Below are 26,905 nucleotides of genomic sequence, written 5' to 3'. Positions count from 1 at the left end.
GCTACCTTTTTGGATCTAAACTTTTTTGCTTGCCAGCTTAAGGTAACTGCTTGAAGCTTTACCTTAATGGGTCATAGCAATTGATTAGCTGAGATGTTTTTTTGTTACTGTTAACACTTTCATCGTATTCGTTGCGCCAACCGTTTCCATCATATCACCGTGGGTGAATATCACTATGTCGTCAACTTTTAAGTCTGCTTTAGTTAAGACTTTATTGAGTACCGCATTAGATAATTCTTCATCAGGAAAATGTGTAGAGTCAAATTCAACAGGATAAACACCACGATAAATAGCAGTTTTATTTAATGTTTTCTGATGACGAGATAAAGAATAAATAGGCAAACCTGAAGTAATACGCGACATGATTTTGCTGGTATGTCCAGATTCAGTCAATGATATAATAGCTTTAACACCCACTAGGTGATTAGCTGCATACATTGCTGACATTGCGATTGTTTCTGAAATCTCAGAAAAAGTGAGTTCATTACGGTGGTTTGAAATGTTTACTGAACGATGCTCTTCAGCGCCAATACATACTGATGCCATCGCTTTTACTGTTTCTACCGGGTATTTACCTGCAGCAGTTTCAGCACTGAGCATGACTGCATCAGTACCATCAAGCACGGCATTTGCAACATCCATAACTTCAGCACGGGTCGGCATAGGGTTTTCAATCATGGTCTCCATCATCTGTGTTGCGGTAATAACAACACGGTTTAACTGACGACTACGAGCGATTATATGTTTTTGCTTACCTACTAATGCAGCATCGCCAATTTCAACACCTAAATCACCACGAGCAACCATGACAACGTCAGAGGCTAGAATAATTTCATCAAGCACTTTGTCATCATTTACTGCTTCTGCACGTTCAATTTTAGACACTAAGCGTGCATCACAACCAGCTTCTTGTGCTAATAAACGTGCTTCACGCATATCTGCAGCATCACGAGGAAAAGATACCGCTAAGAAGTCGACATTAATTTTTGCGGCTAATTTAATATCTTCTTTATCTTTAGCTGTTAATGCTGGTGCTGTTAAGCCACCGCCTTGACGATTAATACCTTTATTGTTTGATAAAGGTCCACCCACCGTTACTTCGGTGAAAACTGATTGCCCTTGTGTACTTAAAACTTTTAATTGCACACGACCATCGTCAAGTAAAAGAATATCGCCAGGGACGACATCTTGTGGTAATTTTTTGTAATCGATACCCACTTTCTCTTGGCAGCCTTCACCTTTTGGCAATTCTGCGTCAAGTTCGAATTTATCACCAATGGCTAATTTAATTGGACCATTTTTAAAAGTTGATACGCGTATTTTAGGGCCTTGTAAATCACCTAAGATACCAACATATATACCCAATTCTTTAGCTATTTCGCGAACATTGTTGGCACGGTCAATATGATCTTGTGGAATACCATGAGAGAAGTTTAAACGAACCACATTTACACCAGCGGCTAATACTTCTTTTAATACGGCTCTGTCGTCAGTGGCTGGCCCTAAGGTCGCTACAATTTTAGTTCTTCTAGGCATCTTAATCCTTATTATAATATTGTTTGATTTTGACGATAAACAAATCAGTGTTAGTCGCCATCGATAATGCTGTTTAGTCTTTGCGCTCAAAACGAGAGCTACGTAAACTGTCTTTAACTTTCTTTAAGTTTTCTCTAAATTTTGTACCACGTCTCAGGGTAAAGCCTGTTGCTAATACATCAATCAATGCAAGTTGAGCGATACGTGATGACATAGGCATATATAAATCGGTGTCTTCAGCAACATCAACAGATAAAACGATATTACATTCTTTTGCTAGAGGACTACCCGCCGTTGTTATTCCGATAACAATGGCATCATTTTCTTTTGCTAAACTGGCGACTTCAACCAATGACTTGGTTCGCCCCGTATGAGAAATTACAACAACAACATCACCTTGGCGACTATTTATAGCACTCATACGTTGCATTAATATGTCATCGAAATAAACTACTGGCACATTAAAGCGAAAGAATTTATTTAAAGCATCATGAGCAACAACTGCGGAAGCGCCCAAGCCAAAAAATGATATTTTGTTCGCTTGTGTTAACACATCAACAGATCGGTTGATCACATTTGCATCTAAACTTTTACGGGCTAATTCAAGATTTGCCATGGTTGATTCAAAAATTTTATCTGTATATTCATCAGCCGTATCGTTTTCATCAACATGCCTATTAACATAAGGGGTACCGTTGGCTAAACTTTGGGCTAAATGAAGTTTAAAATCGGGATAACCTTTAGTATCTAAACGACGACAAAACCTATTAACAGTAGGCTCACTGATATTTGCTTGTTTAGCTAAGGCAGCGATACTGGCATGAATAACGGTACCCGGAGAAGACAATATTACCTCTGCCACCTTACGTTCAGATTTACTGAAAGTATCTAATTCGTCGGCGATCTTTTCTAATATATTCATGTCGGTCAATCCTACTTTTTACAATAATTGTAATTAATTTTCTGTCTAAATGACGAGAATAATGAAAATTTATTTCATAATTACAGCTAATATAAAACATATTGGCAATTTTTAGCAAACCTTTAATTAATGTTTCATACGAATAACCACTAACCAACAATGAACTTTGAGTAAAATTGCCGCGTAAAGCTTTTATTTATTCATAATACCTAAAATGTAATTTAATTACAAAAAGTTCTTTACTGATGCCAATATACCCGTTAAATTATGGATAAATGTAGTTTAGTTACAATATGTGCTAGGTTTATTGATGAGGTAATTTTAGTTATTATCAGTGTTCAATAAAGAAAGCCAAAAAAAGAGATATTGTTTATGAAAAGTTCTGATCTTCAGTCTGCCAGTGAAATTGTTATTTTTGGTGCACTTGGTGACTTGTCTCGTCGCAAATTATTACCCGCTTTATATCAATTAGACCAAGCTGGCTTATTAAATGTAGAAAGTCGAATTTTAGGTGTCGCCAGACAAGACCATTCGGTAGAAGAATTTACGGCTTTTGTTATTGAGAATCTTACTGAGTTTGTCAAAGAAGGCTTAAACGAAGAAGTACTTGCTCGTTTTATTAGCCGTATGGTTTATCAACAGTTAGATTTTAAAGACACTGTCTCTTATAGTAACTTAGCTGCAACGTTAAAAGGTGGCCATGATACACGTGTTTATTATTTTTCAACGCCTCCTGCTATTTATGGTGATATTACCGACGGTTTAAAGTCAGCTAAACTTATTACTGACGCTGACCGTGTTGTGATGGAAAAACCGATTGGCAACTGCCTTGCATCATCAAAAGTTATTAACGATCAAGTTTCTCGTTATTTCAATGAAAACCAAATTTATCGTATCGATCACTATCTAGGAAAAGAAACCGTACTGAATCTATTAGTACTGCGTTTTGCCAATTCACTTTTTACCAATAACTGGGACCGTAATAGTATTGACCATGTACAGATAACGGTTGCTGAAAGTGTAGGAATTGAAGGACGATGGGGTTTTTATGACGACGCAGGGCAAATGCGCGACATGATACAAAACCATTTATTACAAATTTTATCACTCTTAGCGATGGAGCCTCCTGCTGATTTAAGTGCAGAAAGTATTCGTGTTGAAAAGTTAAAGGCAGTTAAAGCTCTCGCGCCCATTAATCGCTTGAATGTGAAAGAAAAAACAGTTCGCGGTCAGTACGCCGATGGTTACTTAAATGGTTTACCAGTGCCGGGTTACTTAAATGAAGAAGATGCCAATCAAAAAAGTGATACTGAAACTTTTGTTGCTATAAAAGCGGAAATTGATAATTGGCGTTGGGCTGGCGTGCCTTTTTACCTTCGTACGGGTAAAAGAATGCCTGCTAAGCACAGTGAGATAGTGGTGCAATTTAAACCTCAAGCGCATAATATCTTTAAAGATAGCCATGCTGATCTACCGGCAAATAAATTAACGATTCGTTTACAGCCTGACGAAGGCGTTGAATTACAGATGATGAATAAAATTCCAGGTATTGCTTCACAAATGCATATTCAAGAAAATAAGCTTGATTTGAGTTTTTCAGAAACTTATGAAAATCAGCGTGTTGTCGATGCATACGAACGATTGATGCTAGAAGTTATCAACGGTAATCAATCGTTATTTGTTAGTCGTGATGAAGTCGAAGCGGCTTGGACTTGGGCTGATAGTATTATCGAAGCCTGGAAGACAAGTAATGAAGCACCTAAAGCTTATCCTGCTGGAACTTGGGGACCCGTTGCCTCTCTTTCTATGATCGCTCGTGATGATCGCCAGTGGGTTGAATAAATAAATTTTAGAGATAACGTGAATTTCAGGAAATAACTATGTACCAATTAAACGATTTCGCTCAGCGAACAGATTTAGATAATGCCTTAGCCAATAATGTCGCTGAACTTTTATCAAACGCTTTGAGTCAGAAAGGTAAAGCAAGCTTGGCTGTTTCTGGCGGGTCTACACCCAAAGGTTTTTTTACGGCTTTATCGACTAAAGATATTGATTGGCAAAACGTAACCGTCACGTTAGCGGACGAACGTTGGGTTGAGTTTGAGTCTGAGGCAAGTAATACCCGTTTGGTACATGAAAACCTGTTAAAAAATAAAGCAGCCGATGCACAATTTTTTCACCTTAAAAAAGAGGGTGAATGTGATCAATCAACCCTAGTGCAATTAAATACTGATGCTAAAAGCCAGTTATTGCCTTTAGATGTGCTTATTCTTGGCATGGGTGAAGACGGTCATACGGCTTCTTTATTCCCTTGTAGCGAGCAAATATCATCAGCACTTGCGCTTGATAATACAGATGCCCTAATGAAGGTTGTCCCCAAAACAGCTCCTAACGACCGTATAACTTTTACTTATGCTCATTTAGCGCAGAGTAAAAATATTATTTTGCATGTTTGTGGTGCCGGGAAAAAGGTCGTTTTAGAAAAAGCACTTTCAAGTAACAATCAAACAGAAATGCCAATAAGGGCATTTTTACAAAACCCAGATATCAATACACAAGTGTATTGGGCGGAGTAACATATGACTATTAAAATGAATGAAAAAATCGTCGCTATTACCAATGAAATTATTGAGCGTAGTAAAGGCAGTAGAGCTAAATATTTAGCTAAGATAGAAGCTGAAAGCTCGCAAACAGTACATCGTGCCGGTTTGTCGTGTGGTAACTTAGCTCATGGTTTTGCTGCTTGTGGTAAAGAAGACAAGGCCTCATTACGTGGCATACATCACTCAGACATCGCTATTGTTTCAGCTTATAATGATATGTTATCTGCTCATCAGCCCTATGAAACTTATCCTGCGATTATTAAAGCAGCAGTGAGAGATGCGGGTGGTGTTGCACAATTTGCAGCCGGTGTACCTGCTATGTGTGACGGTGTTACTCAAGGCCAACCGGGTATGGATTTAAGCCTAATGAGCCGAGATGTTATTGCAATGTCTGCAGCGGTTGGCTTATCGCATAATATGTTTGATGGCGCATTAATGATGGGCATCTGTGATAAAATCGTACCGGGCTTGTTGATTGCCAGTATGACTTTTGGACATTTACCCACGGTATTTATTCCTGCGGGCCCTATGCCTTCAGGCTTACCAAACAAAGAAAAAGCACGTGTTCGCCAGCAATATGCTAAAGGTGAAGCCAACGAAGAAGAGCTTCTTGAAGCTGAATCTGCCTCTTATCACTCTGCGGGTACTTGTACTTTCTTTGGCACAGCCAACTCAAATCAACTGGTTGTTGAGGTCATGGGACTTCATTTACCTGGCGCTTCATTTATCGCACCGAATACGCAGCTTCGTGAAGAATTAACAAAAGCAGCGGCACGTCAAGCAACTCGTTTAACGCAACAGTCGGGCAACTATATGCCGATTGGCAGAATGGTCGATGAGCGTTCAATTGTTAATGCAATTGTTGCCTTACTTGCGACGGGCGGTTCAACGAACTTAACCATGCATATTATTGCGTTTGCTAAAGCAGCGGGTATTATCATTAATTTCCAAGACTTTAATGATTTGTCTGAAGCGGTGCCACTATTAACACGTATCTACCCGAACGGCGAAGCAGATATAAATCAATTTCAAGAAGCCGGTGGTATGGCACTACTCTTTAGAGAATTGATTGAAGGCGGCTTAGTTTTTGAAGATGTTGAAACTATCTGTGGCCGCGGTTTAACGCGCTACACTAAAAAACCTGTACTCGAAAGCGGTGAACTTAAGTGGGTTGACTGTGTTGAAAAATCTCTCGACGATAGTATTATTGCAACCGTTGCAAGCCCGTTCAAAGCTACTGGCGGTTTACGCGTTCTTAAGGGTAACCTAGGTGTCTCTGTCATTAAAACATCTTCATTGCGTGAAGGTAGTTTTGTTATTAAAGCACCTGCCGTCGTTTTTGAAGATCAACATGAATTACAAGCGGCATTTGATGCGGGTGAATTAGAAAAAGATTTTGTTGCTGTTGTTAGATTTCAGGGACCTAAAGCGCGCGGTATGCCTGAATTACATAAACTAACACCACCACTTGGCGTTCTTCAAGACAAAGGTTTTAAGGTCGCTATGGTAACTGATGGCCGTATGTCTGGCGCCTCAGGTAAAGTACCTGCTGCTATTCATTTATGCCCAGAAGCCCTAGATGGCGGTTTGATCGCGAAAGTGAAAACCGGTGATATGATTTTAGTTGACGGCGAAACTGGAGAATTAACCTTATTGGTTGACGAAGCAGAGCTTGCCCAACGTGACAACGCTATTTTTCAAGTCAATGGTCATCATCAAGGCATGGGCCGAGAGCTTTTTGGTTTTATGCGTCGTAATTTAAGTACCGCTGAAACCGGTGCTTGTTCATTATTTGATGAAACTGATATTGATGGTAAAGCTTCGTGAGTGAGTCAATACTTAACTTAGTCGCTGACATTGGCGGTACTAATATCAGGTTTGGCCTCGTTAATGACGATGGTCAAATCTCAGATATTAAAACTTATCAGTGCGACCAATATGATAGCTTAGCCGATGTTATTAGCGTTTATTTAGCGTTACATAACGCTGCAGGTAAAACAATCAATGCGTGTTTAGCCATTGCTTGTCCGGTTGAAACAGATCAAATTACCATGACTAACTTGCCATGGACATTTTCTCAATCATCCTTGAAAAACGCATTGAATATTAGTCAGTTATTTTTAATAAATGACTATACCGCAATAGCCCATGCAGTACCTTTGCTAACACAAGCACAGAAAGTGCAAATTGGTGAAGGGGTCGCAATTGCAGACAAGCCTATTTCTATTTGTGGTCCTGGTACCGGACTAGGTGTTGCTAATTTAGTACCGACCAGAGACGGTTGGTGTTGCTTAGGGGGAGAAGGAGGCCATGTCGACTTTGCTCCTGTCGATGCTGATGAAATTAAAATATTAAGTTATTTACTTGAAACTAAACAACATAGAATATCCTATGAGCAATTACTTTGTGGCAGAGGCTTAGAGCAAATTTATCAAGCCTTTTTGTCAATTGATAACTTGCCCAAGAGTAATTTATCAGCTGAACAAATCTCCGCTAAAGCGATAGATGGCTCATGTCCACTATGTGAAAAAGCCTTACATCAATTTTGTAATACTTTAGGCAGCTTTGCCGGTAACTTAGCCTTAACGTTAGGTTGTTTTGGTGGTGTATATATTGCCGGTGGCATTGTGCCTCGTTTTATAGATTTCATCAAAAACAGCAATTTTAGGCAGCGTTTTGATACAAAAGGCCGACTATCTAGTTTTATTAATAATATTCCGACGTATGTGATCACCGAAAATCAACCCGGTTTGATAGGGGCGTCTGCCTATATTCGTCAACAATTATCTTCAATGAAAGGACACATCTAAATCATGACCATAACAAATAATTGGCAGTTATCGCCAAAAGAAATTTTCGCTATGGGGCCTATTGTGCCTGTTCTTGTTATTAAAGATGTTGAAGATGCCTTACCTATTGCTAAAGCCTTACTCGCTGCAGGCATAAAAGTATTAGAAGTAACTTTGCGCACACCAGCGGCACTTGATGTGATTAAAATTATCGCGCAAGAGTTACCTGAAGCTTGTGTTGGCGCAGGTACAGTAACAAATCGTGAAATGCTACAACGCTGTCAAGAAGCAGGGGCTAAGTTTGCAATAAGTCCTGGCTTAACAAAAGATTTATTAAAAGCGGGTAATGAAGGTAATATTGCTCTTATACCAGGAATTTCATCAATTTCAGAAATGATGGACGGAATTGACTTTGGCTATGACCATTTGAAGTTTTTCCCCGCAGAAGCTTCTGGTGGTGTTAAAGCGATTCAATCTATGGGCGGACCATTCCCTGACATTCGCTTTTGTCCAACAGGTGGTATCAATTTAAGTAATGTTAAGGACTACTTAGCCTTATCAAACGTTGCTTGTTGTGGTGGCTCTTGGTTGGTTACCGACGAAATAATTAAAAATAAAGATTGGGCTAAAATTACTGAATTAGCTAAACAAGCACTTGCTCATGTAAAATAACGCGTAAAGTGAATACCAAAAAGGCTGAAGCGCTATTGATAGTGCTCCAGCCTTTTTTATATATACGACTTCTTGTCCGCCTGACATCAATCCTCATATATCCTTTTATAAGCAAGTAAAGGCAGTCGATAGCTAAATAACATCTTTATAGGGGGGCTTACAGGTGAGAGCCGTAAATCGACTAGTTAAGGTTGTTCAAGTAAGGGGCTTTGACTAACATTTATCTCAATAAAAAAGCCAAATAAAGATATTTGGCTTTTTTGATATAACTTTTATTCTAAAGATGATTAATTTTTATAAGCGCTGACGTAAGCCACTAAATCAAGTACCTTGTTTGAATAACCAATTTCATTGTCGTACCAAGAAACGATTTTTACAAACTTATCGGTTAGTGCTATACCCGCACCCGCATCAAAGACTGACGTACACGTTTCGCCAATGAAATCATTAGAAACTACTTGATCTTCGGTATAGCCTAATATGCCTTGCAAATCACCATGAGCTGCTGATTTCATCGCATCGCAAATTTCTTGATAGGTTGCGCTACTTTTTAAATTAACAGTCAGGTCTACAACAGATACATTTGGTGTTGGTACACGAAAGGCCATACCAGTGAGTTTGCCATTTAATTCAGGGATAACTTTACCAACCGCTTTTGCAGCACCCGTAGATGAAGGGATTATATTTTGTCCTGCACCACGGCCACCACGCCAATCTTTAGCTGAAGGGCTATCAACAGTTTTTTGTGTTGCTGTAGTTGCATGAACCGTCGTCATTAAACCACTTTCAATTCCCCAATTATCATTAAGAACCTTAGCAATAGGTGCTAGGCAATTAGTGGTACATGAAGCGTTTGATACAATATCTTCGCCTTTATACTCATTGAGGTTTACACCACAGACAAACATTGGGGTGTCATCTTTTGAAGGGGCAGAAAGTACAACTTTTTTAGCTCCTGCGATCAAATGCTTTCGTGCTGTCTCATCAGTTAGAAATAAACCGGTTGATTCAACAACAACATCAACATCTATTTCATCCCATTTAAGTTCTTCGGGGTTACGGATAGCGCTAACGCGAATAACTTTATCATTAACAATCAACTGACCATCTTTAACTTCTACCGTACCGTTAAAACGACCATGCGTTGAGTCATACTTAAGCATGTAAGCCATGTAGTCAATGTCGATTAAATCATTAATACCGACAATTTCAATGTCGCTTCTCTGCGCAGCAGCTCTAAATACAAAACGACCGATACGGCCAAAACCATTGATGCCAACTTTAATAGTCATGTTAAAATTCCAAATGAAAATAATGTAGTAAAATTACATCATTTTGAGATTTATACAAGCGATACTTGTCGTATTTGGCCTTTAATTGATAAAAAAGACGTTTTATTACGAATTGGGTCGGCTTTAATTGCTAGTGGCTTAGTTTTGTTCATGGTAGAATAAATGCCATTGTATTTCTCAGTATTTATGGACTTTCTACTATGACACAAGACAATAGTTTGTGTGACATCGGCTTTATTGGCCTTGGTGTAATGGGTAAAAATTTGGTGCTAAACTTAGCCGACAACGGTTACAGTATTGCTGCTTTTGATTTAGATAATGAAAAAGTGCTTGGCGTTATTGCCCAAGACAAATTGGAAAATGGTGAAAATAAGCAACGTGTTCACGGTTGCTCATCATATACAGAATTATTATCGCGATTAAAAACTCCCCATCTTATTGTACTTTCTGTACCTGCTGGTGCTCCTGTTGATCAAGTCTCTGAGAGTTTGATTGGCGCTGGTATTCAACCCGACGATATTATTATTGATACGGGTAATAGTCTGTGGGTTGATACCGTTGCTCGGGAGAAAAAGTATAAGAGTAATTTTATTTTATTTTCTTCCGCTGTCTCTGGCGGAGAAGTCGGCGCTAGATTTGGTCCTGCTTTAATGCCCAGTGGCTCTCCTTATGCATGGACTCGCATCAAACCTATCTGGGAAGCAATATCAGCTAAGGTTGACGCCGAAACAGGCAAACCTTTAGAGCGGACTAAGCCAGGAGAAACCATTAAAAAAGGCGAACCTTGTGCCGCCTATATTGGCCCAGCCGGTGCGGGTCATTATGTAAAAATGGTTCACAATGGTATTGAATATGCGGATATGCAGATTATCTGTGAGGCCTATCATACTTTACGTGCGGGTTTAAATTTATCAACAGATGAGATTGCTGATATTTTTGAACAATGGAACCAAGGTCCTCTAGACAGTTATTTAATGGAAATATCTGTCGAGGTACTTCGCCATAAGGTGACCGAAGATAACATCCCGCTAGTGGATTTGATTCTCGATAAAGCGGGGCAGAAAGGTACAGGTTTGTGGACTGCGATGAGCAGTTTAGAATTAGGTACACCCGCTCCCACTATTGCCCAAGCGGTATACGCACGTTCCATTTCTTCATTTAAAGATTTAAGAGTGCAGAGTTCAAGTCTGCTTAACGGCCCTGAAGCTAAGACCTTAAATGCAAAAGAAAAAACAGCGTTTATTGCTCGTTTACATGATGCGATTTACTGTGCGAAAATTTGTGCTTACGCCCAAGGTTTTCAATTAATGAAGCAAGCGGAGCAAGAGCATGATTGGGAGCTAGATTTTGCCAGTATTGCAAAAATATGGCGAGCGGGTTGTATTATTCGTGCAGCATTTTTACAATCTATTACCGATGCTTTTAAACGTAATGCGAAGTTAGAAAATTTAATGCTAGATGCATTCTTTGTGGAGCAATTAAATGCTCATCAATTAAATTGGCGTAAAACTGTTGCAGAAACCGCTTTAATGGGAATTTCAACCAGTGCAATAAGTTCATCGTTGACCTATTATGATGCGATGCGTACCGCGGTTCTTCCTGCAAATTTATTACAGGCACAAAGAGATTTTTTTGGTGCACATACTTTTGAACGGGTTGATCAAGCGCCAGGAAAGAAATTTCATGTTGAATGGTCACACCCTGAGCGCGAAATGATCGAATTTGGTCATTCAAAATAAAAAGGTGAAAATATATGTCTAAAGACCCTTATCAAGATAAGTTAACACCCGAGGCTTTTCGAGTATGTCGCTTGGCTGCCACAGAGCAACCGTTCAGTGGCGAGTATAACGATCATTGGCTAGCCGGTGTTTATCATTGTGCCTGTTGTGAAAAGGAGCTCTTTTCTTCAACAGATAAATTTCAATCGGGTTGCGGTTGGCCAAGCTTTTCTGCCGCTATTAGCCCAAATGTCGCCTACATTGAAGATGACAGCCTTGGAATGATGCGTACAGAAATCACTTGCAGTACGTGTGACTCTCATCTGGGTCATGTATTTGATGACGGCCCACAACCCACCGGTAAACGCTATTGTGTTAATTCATTAAGTTTACAGTTTAGCGCACTTTAAAAAGACAAGGTTTAATCTCTTGATTAAACCTAAACCTTTGGTGATTCAAAGGTTCCCGCTTCAATTTTATCTAAGGTTATATTGGCAATTTTATCTAATAATGTTTTATTTAATTTATAACCTACAACATAATTATTTAAAGACTTTTCAGTCACTTCTTTATTTTCTGGCGAATGTAAACGTAAAATTCTTAACCAAAGATAAGCTTTTTTAACATCTTGCTTTTCTATAAATATCGTTGCTATTGACTGAAAGATTTCTGCATTTATTTTCTGATCTGGTTGGTATAATTGCAAAGCTCGATAAAGTAACGTTAAGGTCTTTTTAGGATCTGTTTTTGTATAATGCGTCGCTAAGTTATATTGCGACCTTGAATTTTCAAGGGCTTTTGTCCCTTCTTGTGCTAAAAATTTATTTAAAGATTCTTCGTTGATATATCTCGACCAGTGATAGTAGAGCAGGTGAGGGTGATCTGAGGTTATTGTTTCTTTTGATATCTCTTTGATACGATTCTGTGCTTGAATTGCGTTATCAACTCTCATCGTTTGTTTATGTTTTAATTTAATATGCTCAATTTTTGAGGCATGAACCATACATTGTGCATAATCTTCGTAAGCAATGAGTTGATGATATTTATGTAGATCTGAACTAGCCAATTTTTCCTCTAAATTAGAAAAACCCACCGTAATACGTTCTCGTTTACACCATGAGTCTTCTTGAAATTCATTACAGATTTCAGAATTACTTTCACAAAGTTCAGCAAAGTTTGGCTTGCTATCACAAGCGGTTAATAAAAAAATTAGTGAGAAGTAGGCTATTATTGTCTTCATTTTTGTCCCATATTTGAGCGTGATATTATCTGTAACTAGTGGCGAAAGTTTTCAGGTTCGATTACAATAGTGCCGCAATTAATTATTATTGTTATTAGTGCTAATATTAATAATAACTCATCGTTCAATTGACTGAAATAAAAAGGTTTACGCAATGACTTCTCATCTTGAGGAACAATACCAAGCTAGCTGGCAAGAACGCCAAACATTTGCTGAAAATATGCAACCTATTATAGGGCAACTTTTCAGAAACAAAGGTCTCGAAGTATCTATTTATGGTCGTCCATTAGTTAATGCTTCTGCAATTGATATCATTAAAGCACATAAATCTGTTGCGCTACATGAAGACAGTAAATTACGTTTACGTGAAAGCTTTCCTTTTATTGATGCATTAAGACACATGGATTTAGCACCAGCACGTATTGATGTCGGTAAATTGGCCTACCGTTATTTATTTCTTGGTAAAGCTAATGGTCTGTCAATTGAGCAGTTTTTAGAAAAAGAATTAGTATCAATTAATAAAAATACTGACCCACAAAAGTCTAAAGATGTTGTTCTTTATGGTTTTGGTCGTATCGGTCGCTTATTAGCGCGTCTGTTAATTGAACGCGCAGGACCCTGCTCAACATTAAATCTACGTGCTATTGTTATTCGCCCAAGTGGTAAAGGTGATTTAGCAAAACGTGCCAGCCTATTACGTCGTGATTCAGTGCATGGTGCTTTTAACGGTAGTATTACTATCGATGAAGAAAATAGTGTCATTAAAGCTAATGGCGCATTTATTCAAGTTATTTACGCAAAAAATCCTAGCGAAATCGACTATACCCAATATGGTATTAATGACGCTTTAGTTGTTGATAACACCGGTGTATGGAGTGACGAAGAAGGTCTAGGGCAACATTTGCAATCAAAAGGTGTTGCTAAGGTATTGTTAACAGCACCCGCTAAAGGTGATATTAAAAATATCGTTTATGGCGTGAATCAAGATATGATTTTAGCGGATGACAAAATTGTTTCTGCAGCGAGTTGTACCACTAACGCTATTACACCAGTGTTAAAAGCCATTAACGATGAGTTCGGTATTAAGAATGGCCACGTTGAAACGGTTCATTCATATACTAACGATCAAAATTTAATTGATAACTACCATCCAGCTCCTCGCCGCGGTCGTAGTGCACCATTAAATATGGTTATTAGCACAACGGGTGCTGCTAAAGCGGTTGCTAAAGCATTACCTGAATTGAAAGGTTTGTTAACGGGTAACGCGATTCGTGTACCAACACCAAACGTTTCAATGGCTATCATGAATTTGAATTTGAAAAAATCAACGGATAAAGAAGCGTTAAACGATTACTTACGTAATATTTCGTTAAATTCTAAGTTACAAAATCAAGTAGATTATACGGCTTCAACTGAAATCGTCTCTACTGACTTGGTTGGCTCTCGATACGCTGGAGTTGTTGACTCTCAAGCAACGATTGTTGATGGCGATCGTGCTGTATTGTATGTATGGTATGACAATGAATTTGGTTACAGCTGCCAGGTAGTTAGAGTAATGCTAGAAATGTCAGGTATTCAGGTACCAACATTACCCGTTAATTAGTCTATAAGTTGATAACATTGTTGGTGTGAGTTGATGCCAACAATTTATAGCGAAAAAAAAGCCGCACTTTATTTATATAGTGCGGCTTTTTAGTTTATACGGAAAAATTATTTTCCAGCGTTAGCTATTATAGCTCTCGCCATTTCATCAGCTACTTTACCTGTTGGTAAGTTTTTCTCGTTCGCTGTTACAAAAACATTCATTAGTGTGTGATAAATATTTTCGACCAAACTTGTCGCCTTATCAGCACAATAAGGTTCAGGATAAATTTCAAGGGCAACATTTATAATTCCCCCAGCGTTAATGACGTAGTCAGGCGCATACAAAATACCCTTGTCTAAAAGGACTTGGTCATGGCGACTTTCTGCAAGTTGGTTATTAGCACAGCCGGCAATGATCACCGCTTTAAGTTCTGCAATGCTATCGTCATTAATCGACGCGCCTAACGCACAAGGTGAAAATACTTCAACATCTTGTTTGTAAATATCGTCTAAGCTAACAACTGTCGCATCTAACTCGGCAACGGCTTTATCTAGAATTTCTTGGTTAATATCAGTGACGATTAATTTCGCACCCGCAGCATGAAGTCGCTCACAAAGTGAATAACCAACACTACCAAGCCCTTGAACAGCCACTTTAATACCGGTTAAATCATCAGATCCTAATTTAAACTTAACCGCTGCTTTAATACCTAAAAATGTACCTAGCGCAGTGAAGGGGCCTGGATTACCACTTTTTCCTTCAAGACCCGAAACATAGTCGGTAACTTGATTAACAATAGCCATATCACCAGTAGTAATATTTACATCTTCAGCGGTGTAATACCGGCCACCTAGATTATTAACGGCCTTGCCATAAGCTTTGAATAAATCGTCTGACTTTAAGTGTCTAGGGTTACCAATAATAACCCCTTTACCACCGCCAAGTTTTAACCCAGCCATAGCATTTTTGTAGGTCATGCCTTTTGATAAACGTAAAACATCTTTTAATGCTGCTTCATCATTTACATAATCCCAAAAACGACAGCCACCTGCTGCCGGTCCAAGTGCAGTACTGTGTACTGCTATGATAGCTTTTAAGCCTGTTGCATCATCGCTGCAATAAACAACTTGTTCATGATTGTCGAAATCTACTAAATCAAAAATTGCCACTTCTAAATCTCCACGTAAAAAGTTTTGTTAATATTCTTTTTACTTCTGTAATAAGAGTTGTATTGTTTCGATGCGCACAATACCACTTAGCCTAATGTTGCGCTAGCCGTCAGATCAAAATATAACGGTCACTATGTTAGGGTAAATGTATAGAATAAAGCACAAAATTTAATAATAGTGGCAAAAGGATAAGAAGAGTGGCTTATTAGGAGAGTAGGAATTAATAAACTAGTGATTAAAAGCGAAGCGGGTAGATTTTTTTATATTCTCAACAGCACAGGTCATACGCTGTCTTGGCATACCTGCTTCCATAAATACTGCGCCAGCACTGATAAAGTTAAATTTTCTAAAATATTCAACATCATCAAGTGGACTATAAATAAATACTTCATCAAGTTTGAGATCTTTAGCAATAGCCAGTAAACCTTTGACAACATCTCTGTCGATGTTTCTTTTTCTAAAAGACATCAATACTGCTATGCGAGAAATTTCACCCGTAGATAATATACGGCCCGTTGCAACGGGCTCTTGAGTAATATCATCACAAACTAAGACATGAAATGCATAGTGATCTTTTTGGTCAAACTCTATTTTTCGTGGAATACGCCATTCACAAATAAAAACTTTTTCGCGGACATCTCTTAATAGTGATGCCGCTTGTTCCCAATTTACTCTACTGACACTGAACGACATTATAACTATTCCACGTGTTGTTATTCAATATACCAAAAGCCCATATTTAGAACACTAGTCAATAATTGTTCATTTTTCAAATTTGTTAGTAAACTTTTTACTGTTTGAGTGGTCAAAGTTTGCTGTTTTGTTAGGTATGTCGCTAATGTGATTGTTTCTTTATCAATTAAAAAGCTTTCACCATTAATATATAAAAAGCTTGTTTCGTTGGGCGCTTGTTCCTGATGTTGAAAAGGAACAATTAAGCTTTTTATCCCGGAAACAGGCACTAAGGTGTTTTCTGCTTCAGCCAGAATATCGGAAAGTTGTTCGCTGTCGATAGGCGTGACCGGCATTAATATTTCTAAGGCATGGTGGTTCTGTGTAAGATATTTACCGATAAAAGGAGTAAATAACTTATCGTCATCAAGTTGTGCTTTCATGAACGCTTTTAACTTTTCGATATCCATTTGTTCAAGTTGTTCGGGATGACTGGTTAGTGTACGTTCATTATCAGGAAAACGTGTTTCTCCAAGGTTTTCATCTATTAATTTATCAGCAAAACCAGACCATAATTCCTGATTGTTCGGTGCTTGAAAACCAATAGAAAAATTCATCGAGTTTTCTAATGACACGCCATTGTGTGGATGATTTGGTGGAATATAAAGTAAATCACCTGCTTCGGTTATTTCGTCGATAACAGCAACAAAACTAGAGACTTGTTTTAAATCAGGGTGAGGTAATAGCTGTTTTAGTGAACTATCAGGCGCACCAACTTGCCAGCGACGCTTTCCTTCACCTTGCACAATAAAGACATCGTACTGGTCTAAATGAGCACCAACACCGCCATTGGGTGTTGAAAAGCTAACCATTACATCATCAATACGCCATTGTGGAATAAAATTAACAGCTGCTAGCAATGATTGGGTATCGCGAGACCAATTATTTACCGCCTGCACCAGTAGCGTCCAGTTCTGTTCGCCAAACTTATCGAATGAATCAAAAGGACCTTGCTCTACTTGCCAGTCACCATTATTACAGGCAATAATACGCGATTCAATTTCGCTTTCCATCGCGAGGCCAGCAAGTTCGTTGGCATCAATTGGGTCGGTGAAGTCTTTGAACGCACCTTTTATTAATAACGGTTTTTTTTGCCAATATTCTTTTAAAAACTGCTCAGGCGTTAATTCGCCCCAATGGATTTTTTGCATTACGTGTTACTCTCTATTTTACTACTGTTAATTGGCGTGCATAAATGCACTAATACCTTAATAAATCAGGGCGTTGCTAAAAAGCCAAGACATATAGGTTTCCGTTTATCCTGAACATATACGTTCATTGGCATCCATGCCATCACGTCATGCTATTGCGTTCATCCTGAACATATACGTTCATTGGCATCCATGCCATCACGTTATACCGTTCATCCTGAACATAAAAAGGAACCGCGAGGTTCCTTTTTATTAGCATACGTTTAGATAAAACTAGTCTAATTCGTTAATAAACTCTACTGCGCGACCTATGTAACTCGCGGGTGTCATTTCACATAACTGTGCTTTAGCCGCATCAGGTAATTCAAGCGTCATAATGAAAGCGCGCATTGAGTCGCCATTAACGCGTTTGCCGCGAGTTAGCTCTTTTAATTTTTCGTATGGCTTTTCGATACCATAACGACGCATTACTGTTTGTACGGGTTCAGCTAAAACTTCCCAGTTGCTGTCTAATTCAGCAGCTAGATTTGCTTCATTTACTTGTAACTTACTAATACCTTTTAATGTAGCGCCGTAAGCTATCATCGCATGAGCAAAACCAACACCTAAGTTACGTAAAACCGTTGAATCAGTTAAGTCACGTTGCCAGCGAGAAATCGGTAATTTTTGCGCCAAGTGGGTAAATAATGCATTAGCAATGCCTAAGTTACCTTCAGAATTTTCAAAGTCAATTGGGTTAACTTTATGTGGCATTGTTGATGAACCAATTTCACCTGCAATGGTTTTTTGCTTAAAGTGACCCATCGCTATGTAACCCCAAATATCACGATCAAAATCGATTAAGATGGTGTTAAAGCGGGCAATGGCATCAAATAATTCAGCAATGTAATCATGTGGTTCAATTTGAGTCGTAAAGGGATTAAACGATAAACCTAATGAAGTAACAAATTCATTAGCAAATTCATGCCAATTAACTTCAGGGTAAGCTGATAGGTGTGCATTGTAATTGCCAACAGCACCATTAATCTTACCTAATAATTCAACATCAGCAATTTGGGCACGTTGACGTTTAAGACGAATATAAACGTTGGCCATTTCTTTACCCAAAGTACTTGGAGAAGCAGGTTGACCGTGAGTACGACACATCATTGGAATGGTTTTGTATTCAATTGCTAGTGCTTTAATTGCCGCTAATATTTTATCCATTTCTGGTAATAAAACGTCGGTACGACAGTCATTTAACATTAAACCGTGCGAAAGGTTGTTAATATCTTCAGATGTACAAGCAAAATGAATAAACTCAGTGACTGCGTTTAATTCAGCATGATCAGCAATTTTTTCTTTTAAGAAATACTCAACCGCTTTTACATCATGATTAGTGGTCGCTTCAATGTCTTTAATACGCTGTGCGTCTACTTCACTGAAGTTATCGACAATCGCATTTAATGTTGCCGTAGCGTCATTACTAAAAGCCGGAACTTCTGCAATTTCTGTCGTTGCTGCAAGTTTTTGTAACCAACGAACTTCAACGGTAACACGGTATTTTATTAAACCAAATTCACTGAATATAGGGCGTAATGACTTAACTTTGCTGCCATAACGACCATCTACTGGAGATATTGCACTTAACGCTGAAAGTTCCATAGGGTTTTCCTAATATTTAAAGTAAGGTTAAAAACTAATTTTGAATTTGTTTAACAAGCTTTGAGCAGCTGCTCGGCACATTCAACCAATTTTGAACGTGAAAATAAAATACTTCGGCGTTGTCCACCGACCTGTCGCCATAAAACACTTGAGCGAATACCGGCTAATAACAAGGCACGTATCTTATGTTGATTGACTGATTGCTTTAATATAGCGGGTTCGCCTGCTACCTGGATAGGTGTTCCGAGCGGGCTGATCAAATCGCTATAAATTGACGCTAAGCTCGAAACGAGTGTTTCACTGGTAATGCCATAATGTACTAATTGACGTTGGCTTTGGCTAATTCGTTCACCGAGCGCATTCATTTTATCGCTATATTTACTTAAACGACGCTCTAAACCCAGTAAGCTCACCACATAACGGGTGATCTCAGGATCTTTGTTAGTTGATTTATTGCCTAAATGGTTAACTAGTGTTGTTAATCCTATTTTTAAATGACTCATTTCACCACCGTAAACTTCCATGGTGTTTTTAGGCGATGTGATCATGACACTATTAAGTAATAAGGCGAGTTCGTCTTCGTCTATTTGCCCACTACGAGATATTTTTTGTACCCAATAAGCGACTTGAAAAACCGCGGCAAGTGTTAAGGTTTGTTCATTTATACTGTTCATAACTATTAACTGCTCAACTAATTTTCGTTATAACTTAACGGATAAGTGTGTTGATGATACCGCCGCCAAGACAAATATTATCTTGATAAAAAACTACAGATTGTCCCGGTGTTACTGAACTTTGTGCTTCATCAAACATGACTAAATATTCACCATCGCTCATCGGAGACAGATGACAAGGGACATCATCTTGGCGATAGCGGGTTTTAACGGTACATTTTATTGGCGTATCAAGAGGTTTGCGGTTCACTAAATGTAATTGATTACCGATTAAACCTTTAGAAAATAGACGAGGGTGGTTATGACCTTGACCAACAATTAAAACATTGCGCAATAAATCTTTTTCAACAACGTACCAAGGCTCTTCTCCGGCATTAGCTAAACCGCCTATGCGAAGGCCTTTGCGCTGACCTAGCGTGTGGTACATTAAACCGTCGTGTTCGCCAATGACATCGCCTTCAGCGGATTCAATTTTACCTGGCTGCGCGGGTAAGTATTGACCTAAGAAATCTTTGAACTTACGCTCACCAATAAAACAAATACCCGTGCTGTCTTTTTTATTATGAGTAATTAAGTCAGCCTGTTCGGCAATAGCGCGTACTGCAGGCTTTTCGATATTACCCACAGGGAATAATGTCCGTCCCACTTGCTCATCACTTAGCGTATATAAAAAGTAACTTTGATCTTTATTACTGTCTAAACCACGTAACATAGACCACTGACCATCAATAAACTCGCGCTGAACATAGTGTCCGGTGGCAATATAGTCGGCATCTAAGTCTTCACAAGCAAACTCTAAGAAGGCTTTAAATTTGATTTCTTTGTTACACATAATATCAGGGTTCGGCGTGCGACCTGCTTTATATTCAGCTAAGAAATACTCAAAAACATTATCCCAGTATTCTGTTGCGAAATTAATGGTGTGTAACTTTATACCGAGTTTGTCACAAACAAGTTGTGCATCTTCGAGGTCTTGTGCCGCTGCACAGTATTCATCGGTATCGTCTTCTTCCCAATTTTTCATGAACAGGCCTTCAACTTGATAACCTTGTTCAATCAATAAGTGTGCAGAAACAGAGGAGTCAACACCGCCAGACATACCAACAATTACTTTGGTGTCGTGTGGTGCTTTACTTATAGGCGCGGTGTTTTGGTTTTCAGCGCTCGATGATACTTGTGATGACATTAAAACTACAAATCTAGAGAAAAAGGCGAAAAATTATAGCATGTCAGGATTTAGGGGCATAGATTAAAGATTGGATTTTAATGAAGATAATGATATTTTTTTTCCATTTTTCAAAACAGCTAAGTAATCCTCAATACATTCCAAGACCAGCGTGCTGCGTAATTGTGCAGATTTTGCTTTTATTTCATCAAATGACAGCCAATGGGTGGCAATAATCTCATCATCTTGAGGGATACTTTGTAGAAATTCATCAAGTTCGATAACAAAACAAAATCGAAGGTAATAAAGATTAATATCCGGGCGATAAAAATAATAAATACCTGAAACATAATTCGGCGAAAGTGCTAAGCCTGTTTCTTCAAGAACTTCTCGTTCAATGGCACTAATTAAGTTCTCATTCGCCTCTAAGTGTCCAGCAGGTTGGTTAAAGACTTTTTTACCTTTTTCAATTTCTTCAACCAATAAAAACTTATTTTGATGAACAATAATAGCTGCCACGGTAGCATTGGGCTTAAATTGATCTTCGCCATGGTCATTACCGGCAGTGTTAACCGCTAGTGTCATATTCTTATTCACTTTTAAGTTGTTGGTAATGGCCATTTTCGATACCGTCAAGGCTGTATTGACCAATGCTGTAACGGATAAGTCGTAGCGTTGGAAAATTAATAGCCGCGGTCATTCTGCGGACCTGCCGGTTCTTTCCTTCGGTAATCGCGATACTGAGCCATGTCGTGGGAATATTCGCTCGATCGCGTATCGGCGGATTACGTGGCCAAAGGTCTGGTTCATTGATCACTTTTACTTTCGCTGGTAACGTTTGGCCATCTTTTAGTTCTACACCCTTTCGAAGTTTTTGTAAATCAGCTTGCTGTGGTACACCCTCGACTTGTGCCCAATAGGTTTTTTCAGTTTTTTCGGTTGGGTTAGCCAGTTTGTGCTGCAATTTCCCGTCATTGGTCAGCAACAATAAGCCTTCACTGTCGCGGTCTAAACGCCCAGCGGCATAAACGTCTTTAATCGGAATAAAATCTTTTAAGGTTTTACGCTGCTGATCGTCAGTAAATTGTGACAGTACATCAAAGGGTTTATTGAAAAGTACTAACACTCGATCTGCTGGGGCAGGGCGAGGCTTAACATCTTTTAATGCGCGACTCTTAGATAATCGACGATTAGTTGAGTTTGACGCTTTTGCACGCTTAGTGAGGTTAGTCAAAGCTTATCCTTTTGAAATAATTTGATAGGGCGGTAAAGAATCAAGTAATTGCTTACCATAGCGCTTGGTCACTAAACGTTTATCCATTAAAGTAATGATACCGGTATCTTTCTCATTTCGCAGTAATCTTCCTGTCGCTTGAATCAGTTTTTTGGATGTTTCTGGCACTGAAATCGACATAAAAGGATTGCCGCCTTTAGCGGTAATGTATTCAGCTTGTGCTTCTTCAACGGGTGATGTTGGCACAGAGAAGGGTAATTTGGTAATAATCAAATTCGTTAAATATTTACCGGGTAAATCTAGACCCTCAGAAAAACTTTGTGTGCCAAAAATTATACTGGTTTTATCTTCATCACAGCGTTTTCTATGGGCCTCTATAATATGCTGACGTGACTGCTCACCCTGAACTAGAATCTCCATTTTGTGCTGCTCTCGTAAGGATTTAGCTACTTGTTCCATTTGCCAATACGAAGAAAATAGCACTAAACAGGCTTTTTCTTGCTTAATTAACGCCGGTAACTCATTAATTAATTCATCGGTGAACTGAGGGCTACTTGGCTCATTTTTCATTTTAGCGATAACAAGTTGCGCATTATTTTGATAATCAAACGGTGAGTCGACTTTTTGATATTGGGTGCCATCATTAGTTTGTAAACCGACCTGGCGTCGAAAATGCTCAAACGAATTCAATGCTAAAATAGTGGCTGAACATAATACCGCCCCTTCACATTTTGACCAGAGAATATCTTCAAGGGTAAAGCCAACTTCAATAGGGGAAGCCGACACTAAAAAGTCACTACGTTTCCCTGTCAGTTTTTCGAACCACCTTGCCATTGGAGCGCCTTTCTCACTGTCTGTTTTGGCATACATTTTCCATAGTGAGTTGAAATTTTCTAACCGTTGGATCATAAAACCAGCTTCTGCAAGTAAGGGCTCGGCAACAAACATTTTACACTCCCCGTCTTTCACTGACTCCATCAATAAATTATATAGCTTATTGCAATGTCCTAAACATTTTTTACTGAGCTCTGCTAAATCTTTAGCTGAGTTTTTTAAGTTCGGTGGAACGATTCCGTTTTCAAAACGATATAATGCCGCCTCGTCATCACGAGAGAAACGGCTATTTTCTTTAGCTTTTTCATTGAAATATAACGCCTGATTGTTTTCGATAAAGCTCGCTACTTTTTGCATTTCCATTAATAAATCTTGGCAATCGTCCCCTAACTTTAACGAGGGTGAAATGGCCGAAGTCGACTTTATTAATTTTGCCATCTTATCGCCGGTTTCTTTTAACTTAGTTAGCCAATCAATGGCACCTTTAATGGCAACATTCGCACTTGAATGATCACGGGTTACTTTAGGCAGATGATGTGCTTCGTCAATAATGTAAAAAGTGTCTTCTGGCGAGGGTAAAATAACACCTCCACCAAGCTCTAAATCAGCCAGTAATAAACTATGGTTAATGACCAACACATCGGCAGACTCCATGGTTTCTCGAGCTTTATGAAAAGGGCAATGGGTGTGATCGGCTAAATGTTTTAAACAACTGTGTTTGTCACATTGAATTTGTTGCCATAAATGATGAGGGATAGGGTCAGCCCAAGAATCTAGATCGCCTTGCCATTTATTATCCGTTAACGCTTTATGTAAATGATGTAATAGCTTTATATCCATGGCATTAGGTTTTTGCGCAAAGGTGAAACCGGCCTGAGGTGAATCGTCTTGACTGACAGCCAGCGCTAATTTTTGCCGACAAACATAGCGTTGGCGACCTTTGACTAAGGTGAAATTAAAATCTAAGCCTGAATGTTTTTTTAAGAAGGGTAAATCTTTATCCACTAATTGTTCTTGTAGCGCAACTGTTGCAGTAGAAATACAGACCTTTTTTTGACGTGACATCGCTAACGGAATAGCGCCTAATGAATAAGCCAAGGATTTACCCGTACCGGTGCCGGCTTCTATGGTAATAATTTTTCGCGCTTTATCGTATTCTCCCGCAAGAGTTTTAGCTATTTCGGCAATCAAAAAAGTTTGCTGTTTTCTTGGATGAAAGTTTTCTAAATTTTCACCAATGGTTTTATACGATGTGCGAATTGCTACTTTAATTTTATCGCTTAGCATGCTGTTAGCCATTTAGGGTTCATTAGGTTATATACTCATTCCAGTTAAATAGGCTGAATCCTGTATCTTCAAATAGGATGAGTATATACTGCTGTATGTATTAACAGTTTATCGTTATCCGCAACGAATTAAAATAATTAATGTCATTAACTGTAGAAAAATTAACGCCTAGCTTGAATTATGGCTTTTTATTAACCCGTCAAGCCTATGATACCAAACAAGGTATCGAATTGTCTTTATGGGTTAAAACCCTTCAAGGTGCTGTTAATGTTATTGTGCAAAATCAACAGGCATTATTTTTTGTTGAACAAACGCAGCAACTACTCGCGCAAAGTCTCCTGTCGGAGCAGCGAATAGTAACGGCTAAAGTTACCCCGCTTGCGCTTAAAACCTTTAATCAACAACTCGTCAGTGGCTTTTATTTTTCAACGATGCGTGAATTCTATCGCGCACGCGATGTTTTAAAACAAGCCCAAATAAAATGCTATGAAGACGATTTTCGCCCTGATGAACGCTTTTTAATGGAGCGCTTTATTACCGCTGGTATTGAATTTATCCCTCGGTTAACAGCTTCATCGGTAACCGAATCTGCCAAACAGTTTTCACAGACTAACTTTGCTACCTTTTATAGTGACAAATGCCGTGCAACGGATAAGACTCAGTTACTTGATGATATTGCTTTAACTATGGTATCACTTGATATTGAGTGTTCAATGGCAGGGGAGCTTTATTCTATTGGCTTACATTCTCATAAAATGTCTGATGGTAAGCCGATAAAATGTGTTTTGATGATCGGTGATCAAAACAAGTTTTTAGCAAAAATAACGCAGTCCAAGTTATCTGACGCTGAGGCGACAGAAATCGCAGAGCACATCGTTTGGCTTGACAATGAACAAGCGTTGCTCGCTGAGCTGATCGCTTGGATAAAAATCCACGACCCCGACATTTTTATTGGTTGGAACGTGATTAACTTTGATTTTAATTTGCTACAAAAACGCTGTGATATTTATAATATCCCTTTTAATATCGGCCGCAATGATAAGTCACCTCGCTGGCGAACACGTTCGGCAGGCGGTAGTCAAAATGAGCAAAAATTTATTGATGTCGCTGGCAGAGTGGTCCTTGATGGTATTGATTTACTAAAAAACGCGACTTATAACTTTCCAAGTTTTTCCCTTGATTTTGTTGCCAATGCCTTATTAGGTAAAGGGAAGAAGGTTGATGATGTTGACAATAGAATGCAAGAGATTAACGACAACTTTACCAATGACAAGCTAGCTTTAGCCGCTTATAACCTTGAAGATTGCCATTTAGTTACCCTGATCTTTGAACAATCTCTATTACTAGAATTCACGCGTTTGCGCGCCAAACTAACTGGTTTATCTATAGACCGTATTGGCGGCTCTGTGGCAGCGTTTACCAATTTATATTTACCTAAATTACACCGTAGTGGTTATATTGCGCCCAATATGGGCGATGGCTTGCAAGGGCTAATTTCTCCTGGTGGTTATGTGATGGACTCTATTCCGGGTTTATATAAAAATGTTTTAGTACTTGATTTTAAAAGTCTTTACCCCTCTATTATTCGAAGTTTTAATATTGATCCTATGGGCCTAATTGAAGGTTTACAATCACCTGAAACTAGTATCAAAGGTTTTGATGGTGCTTATTTCTCTAGAGATAAGCATTTTTTACCTGAAATTATTAATGAGTTGTGGTTAGAGCGTGATATCGCTAAAAAAGATAAAAATGCGGCATTGTCGCAAGCGATAAAAATTATTATGAATTCGTTTTACGGGGTCTTAGGCTCTACGGGATGTCGATTTTTTGATCCACGTTTATCGGGCTCAATCACTAAACGAAGCCATGAATTATTAATCACCACTAAAATGTGGCTAGAAGATGATGGTTATCAAGTTATTTATGGTGATACCGATTCTATTTTTGTCAGTGTTGACGATGATTTTAGTCACCAGCAATGTCAAAAGCTGGGTAAAACCTTACAAGATAAAATTAATCTTAGGTGGCAAGCAACGCTTAAAAAAGAATTTGCGATAGAAAGCCAACTTGAAATTGAGTTTGAAACACATTTTAGCCAATTTTTGATGCCAACCATCAGAGGGCAAGATGTCGGTACTAAGAAGCGTTATGCTGGCATTGTAGAAAAGAATGGCTCATCAGAATTGATTTTTAAAGGCTTAGAAAGCGTCCGCACCGATTGGACTGAACTGGCTAAAACTTTTCAACGAGAGTTGTATTTAAAAATATTTAATGGCGAACCTTTTGCTGACTATGTACGCAATATTGTTACTCAAACATCAGCAGGGCAATTAGATCATTTACTGGTGTATCGTAAACGCATTCGTAGGCAGTTAGATCATTACGTTAAAAACGTGCCTCCACATGTGAAAGCGGCACGTTTAGCCGATGATATAAACAAGATAAATAAGCAACCGCTAAAATATCAGCAACGTGGTTGGATAGAGTACTTGATCACGACTTCTGGACCGCAAGCAAAAGGTTATGTTAACGCGCCACTCGATTACCAGTTTTATATCGATCGGCAATTAGCGACCGTTGCTGATGCTATTTTACCTTTTGTCGGGAGTAGTTTCGAAAAATTAACCAGTGATCAAATGAACTTGTTTCAATAGCCTC

General features: G+C 38.7%; 22 protein-coding genes. 9 read left to right on the top strand and 13 right to left on the bottom strand.

Annotated features, from left to right (window positions below; translation table 11 throughout):
- Nucleotides 1–84 precede the first annotated feature (84 nt).
- Both pyk and H4J62_RS12455 read right to left on the bottom strand, forming a co-directional pair.
- Nucleotides 85–1,536 (bottom strand): pyruvate kinase, encoded by a 1,452-nt coding sequence (gene pyk, locus H4J62_RS12460; protein WP_070373732.1) that lies wholly within the window; start codon nt 1,534–1,536, stop codon nt 85–87.
- Between the two features lie 73 nt (nt 1,537–1,609).
- Nucleotides 1,610–2,458 (bottom strand): MurR/RpiR family transcriptional regulator, encoded by an 849-nt coding sequence (locus H4J62_RS12455; protein ID WP_070373731.1) that lies wholly within the window; start codon nt 2,456–2,458, stop codon nt 1,610–1,612.
- A gap of 372 nt (nt 2,459–2,830) precedes the next feature.
- Between H4J62_RS12455 and zwf the strand changes: the two genes are divergently transcribed.
- From zwf to H4J62_RS12430, 5 genes are read left to right on the top strand one after another with little or no spacing between them, the layout of a single operon-like run.
- Complete coding sequence (gene zwf / locus H4J62_RS12450) at nt 2,831–4,300, top strand: glucose-6-phosphate dehydrogenase (RefSeq protein ID WP_182217616.1); 1,470 nt, start codon at nt 2,831–2,833, stop codon at nt 4,298–4,300.
- A 38-nt stretch (nt 4,301–4,338) separates the two neighbouring features.
- Nucleotides 4,339–5,034 carry a 6-phosphogluconolactonase gene (gene pgl / locus H4J62_RS12445; protein ID WP_182217618.1) on the top strand — a complete coding sequence of 232 codons (696 nt, stop codon included), beginning with the start codon at nt 4,339–4,341 and terminating at the stop codon, nt 5,032–5,034.
- 15 nt (nt 5,035–5,049) lie between these two features.
- The gene (edd, locus tag H4J62_RS12440) at nt 5,050–6,888 is read left to right on the top strand and encodes a phosphogluconate dehydratase (protein WP_070376951.1); all 1,839 of its coding nucleotides are present in this window, start codon (nt 5,050–5,052) and stop codon (nt 6,886–6,888) included.
- Nucleotides 6,885–7,871 (top strand): glucokinase, encoded by a 987-nt coding sequence (locus H4J62_RS12435; protein WP_070373728.1) that lies wholly within the window; start codon nt 6,885–6,887, stop codon nt 7,869–7,871. Before edd ends, H4J62_RS12435 begins: the two co-directional genes overlap by 4 nt.
- 3 nt (nt 7,872–7,874) lie before the next feature.
- Entirely contained in the window at nt 7,875–8,522 is a 648-nt protein-coding gene (locus H4J62_RS12430) for a bifunctional 4-hydroxy-2-oxoglutarate aldolase/2-dehydro-3-deoxy-phosphogluconate aldolase (protein ID WP_182217619.1), read from the top strand.
- A gap of 287 nt (nt 8,523–8,809) precedes the next feature.
- Here the strand turns inward: H4J62_RS12430 and gap are convergent, their stop codons facing one another.
- Nucleotides 8,810–9,814 carry a type I glyceraldehyde-3-phosphate dehydrogenase gene (gene gap, locus H4J62_RS12425; protein ID WP_070373727.1) on the bottom strand — a complete coding sequence of 335 codons (1,005 nt, stop codon included), beginning with the start codon at nt 9,812–9,814 and terminating at the stop codon, nt 8,810–8,812.
- A gap of 200 nt (nt 9,815–10,014) precedes the next feature.
- Here gap and gndA point away from each other — a divergent pair, with 200 nt between their 5' ends.
- Both gndA and msrB read left to right on the top strand, forming a co-directional pair.
- Nucleotides 10,015–11,553, top strand: a complete 1,539-nt coding sequence (gene gndA / locus H4J62_RS12420) for an NADP-dependent phosphogluconate dehydrogenase (protein ID WP_182217621.1) — start codon at nt 10,015–10,017, stop codon at nt 11,551–11,553.
- A gap of 14 nt (nt 11,554–11,567) precedes the next feature.
- Nucleotides 11,568–11,942, top strand: a complete 375-nt coding sequence (gene msrB, locus H4J62_RS12415; protein WP_182217623.1) for a peptide-methionine (R)-S-oxide reductase MsrB — start codon at nt 11,568–11,570, stop codon at nt 11,940–11,942.
- Nucleotides 11,943–11,971: 29 nt separating this feature from the next.
- Here the strand turns inward: msrB and H4J62_RS12410 are convergent, their stop codons facing one another.
- Nucleotides 11,972–12,772 (bottom strand): DUF2989 domain-containing protein, encoded by an 801-nt coding sequence (locus H4J62_RS12410; RefSeq protein WP_182217624.1) that lies wholly within the window; start codon nt 12,770–12,772, stop codon nt 11,972–11,974.
- 154 nt (nt 12,773–12,926) lie between these two features.
- Between H4J62_RS12410 and H4J62_RS12405 the strand changes: the two genes are divergently transcribed.
- Nucleotides 12,927–14,375: a glyceraldehyde-3-phosphate dehydrogenase gene (locus H4J62_RS12405; protein WP_070373724.1), complete on the top strand. Its 1,449-nt coding sequence runs from the start codon at nt 12,927–12,929 to the stop codon at nt 14,373–14,375.
- A 107-nt stretch (nt 14,376–14,482) separates the two neighbouring features.
- On the opposite strand, the gene H4J62_RS12400 is transcribed toward H4J62_RS12405, so the two are convergent.
- The 9 genes from H4J62_RS12400 to dinG form a co-directional block, all read right to left on the bottom strand.
- Nucleotides 14,483–15,526 carry an amino acid dehydrogenase gene (locus tag H4J62_RS12400; protein ID WP_182217626.1) on the bottom strand — a complete coding sequence of 348 codons (1,044 nt, stop codon included), beginning with the start codon at nt 15,524–15,526 and terminating at the stop codon, nt 14,483–14,485.
- Between the two features lie 228 nt (nt 15,527–15,754).
- Nucleotides 15,755–16,219 carry a GNAT family N-acetyltransferase gene (locus H4J62_RS12395; protein ID WP_182217628.1) on the bottom strand — a complete coding sequence of 155 codons (465 nt, stop codon included), beginning with the start codon at nt 16,217–16,219 and terminating at the stop codon, nt 15,755–15,757.
- 20 nt (nt 16,220–16,239) lie between these two features.
- On the bottom strand, nt 16,240–17,409 hold the full coding sequence (locus tag H4J62_RS12390; RefSeq protein ID WP_182217630.1) for a cupin domain-containing protein: 1,170 nt from the start codon (nt 17,407–17,409) through the stop codon (nt 16,240–16,242).
- 273 nt (nt 17,410–17,682) lie between these two features.
- Nucleotides 17,683–19,053, bottom strand: a complete 1,371-nt coding sequence (purB, locus tag H4J62_RS12385) for an adenylosuccinate lyase (RefSeq protein WP_070373720.1) — start codon at nt 19,051–19,053, stop codon at nt 17,683–17,685.
- Nucleotides 19,054–19,103: 50 nt separating this feature from the next.
- Nucleotides 19,104–19,727 carry a high frequency lysogenization protein HflD gene (gene hflD, locus H4J62_RS12380; RefSeq protein WP_182217631.1) on the bottom strand — a complete coding sequence of 208 codons (624 nt, stop codon included), beginning with the start codon at nt 19,725–19,727 and terminating at the stop codon, nt 19,104–19,106.
- Between the two features lie 34 nt (nt 19,728–19,761).
- Nucleotides 19,762–20,913: a tRNA 2-thiouridine(34) synthase MnmA gene (mnmA, locus tag H4J62_RS12375; RefSeq protein WP_182217633.1), complete on the bottom strand. Its 1,152-nt coding sequence runs from the start codon at nt 20,911–20,913 to the stop codon at nt 19,762–19,764.
- Nucleotides 20,914–20,976: 63 nt separating this feature from the next.
- Nucleotides 20,977–21,477, bottom strand: a complete 501-nt coding sequence (locus tag H4J62_RS12370; RefSeq protein ID WP_182217640.1) for an NUDIX hydrolase — start codon at nt 21,475–21,477, stop codon at nt 20,977–20,979.
- A 4-nt stretch (nt 21,478–21,481) separates the two neighbouring features.
- Nucleotides 21,482–22,126 (bottom strand): pseudouridine synthase, encoded by a 645-nt coding sequence (locus tag H4J62_RS12365; RefSeq protein ID WP_070373717.1) that lies wholly within the window; start codon nt 22,124–22,126, stop codon nt 21,482–21,484.
- Between the two features lie 3 nt (nt 22,127–22,129).
- The gene (gene dinG, locus H4J62_RS12360) at nt 22,130–24,247 is read right to left on the bottom strand and encodes an ATP-dependent DNA helicase DinG (RefSeq protein WP_182217642.1); all 2,118 of its coding nucleotides are present in this window, start codon (nt 24,245–24,247) and stop codon (nt 22,130–22,132) included.
- 140 nt (nt 24,248–24,387) lie between these two features.
- On the opposite strand from dinG, the gene H4J62_RS12355 reads away from it, so the two are divergent.
- Entirely contained in the window at nt 24,388–26,901 is a 2,514-nt protein-coding gene (locus tag H4J62_RS12355) for a DNA polymerase II (protein ID WP_182217635.1), read from the top strand.
- Nucleotides 26,902–26,905: the final 4 nt, after the last annotated feature.

The organism is Colwellia sp. BRX8-5 (genome assembly GCF_014077325.1).
Classification (GTDB): domain Bacteria; phylum Pseudomonadota; class Gammaproteobacteria; order Enterobacterales; family Alteromonadaceae; genus Colwellia_A.
Note: the sequence above shows the minus strand (reverse complement) of the source record. Positions and strands in the feature narration are given on the sequence as shown.

What these genes read in the sequence shown, in the direction of transcription:
- hflD (WP_182217631.1), bottom strand. Translation starts at nt 19,727, where the DNA reads ATGAACAGTATAAATGAACAAACCTTAACACTTGCCGCGGTTTTTCAA.
- gap (WP_070373727.1), bottom strand. Translation starts at nt 9,814, where the DNA reads ATGACTATTAAAGTTGGCATCAATGGTTTTGGCCGTATCGGTCGTTTT.
- zwf (WP_182217616.1), top strand. Translation starts at nt 2,831, where the DNA reads ATGAAAAGTTCTGATCTTCAGTCTGCCAGTGAAATTGTTATTTTTGGT.
- msrB (WP_182217623.1), top strand. Translation starts at nt 11,568, where the DNA reads ATGTCTAAAGACCCTTATCAAGATAAGTTAACACCCGAGGCTTTTCGA.
- H4J62_RS12455 (WP_070373731.1), bottom strand. Translation starts at nt 2,458, where the DNA reads ATGAATATATTAGAAAAGATCGCCGACGAATTAGATACTTTCAGTAAA.
- gndA (WP_182217621.1), top strand. Translation starts at nt 10,015, where the DNA reads ATGACACAAGACAATAGTTTGTGTGACATCGGCTTTATTGGCCTTGGT.
- edd (WP_070376951.1), top strand. Translation starts at nt 5,050, where the DNA reads ATGAATGAAAAAATCGTCGCTATTACCAATGAAATTATTGAGCGTAGT.
- H4J62_RS12395 (WP_182217628.1), bottom strand. Translation starts at nt 16,219, where the DNA reads ATGTCGTTCAGTGTCAGTAGAGTAAATTGGGAACAAGCGGCATCACTA.
- H4J62_RS12430 (WP_182217619.1), top strand. Translation starts at nt 7,875, where the DNA reads ATGACCATAACAAATAATTGGCAGTTATCGCCAAAAGAAATTTTCGCT.
- H4J62_RS12370 (WP_182217640.1), bottom strand. Translation starts at nt 21,477, where the DNA reads ATGACACTAGCGGTTAACACTGCCGGTAATGACCATGGCGAAGATCAA.
- pgl (WP_182217618.1), top strand. Translation starts at nt 4,339, where the DNA reads ATGTACCAATTAAACGATTTCGCTCAGCGAACAGATTTAGATAATGCC.
- H4J62_RS12410 (WP_182217624.1), bottom strand. Translation starts at nt 12,772, where the DNA reads ATGAAGACAATAATAGCCTACTTCTCACTAATTTTTTTATTAACCGCT.
- H4J62_RS12405 (WP_070373724.1), top strand. Translation starts at nt 12,927, where the DNA reads ATGACTTCTCATCTTGAGGAACAATACCAAGCTAGCTGGCAAGAACGC.
- pyk (WP_070373732.1), bottom strand. Translation starts at nt 1,536, where the DNA reads ATGCCTAGAAGAACTAAAATTGTAGCGACCTTAGGGCCAGCCACTGAC.
- H4J62_RS12390 (WP_182217630.1), bottom strand. Translation starts at nt 17,409, where the DNA reads ATGCAAAAAATCCATTGGGGCGAATTAACGCCTGAGCAGTTTTTAAAA.
- H4J62_RS12355 (WP_182217635.1), top strand. Translation starts at nt 24,388, where the DNA reads ATGTCATTAACTGTAGAAAAATTAACGCCTAGCTTGAATTATGGCTTT.
- purB (WP_070373720.1), bottom strand. Translation starts at nt 19,053, where the DNA reads ATGGAACTTTCAGCGTTAAGTGCAATATCTCCAGTAGATGGTCGTTAT.
- mnmA (WP_182217633.1), bottom strand. Translation starts at nt 20,913, where the DNA reads ATGTCATCACAAGTATCATCGAGCGCTGAAAACCAAAACACCGCGCCT.
- dinG (WP_182217642.1), bottom strand. Translation starts at nt 24,247, where the DNA reads ATGCTAAGCGATAAAATTAAAGTAGCAATTCGCACATCGTATAAAACC.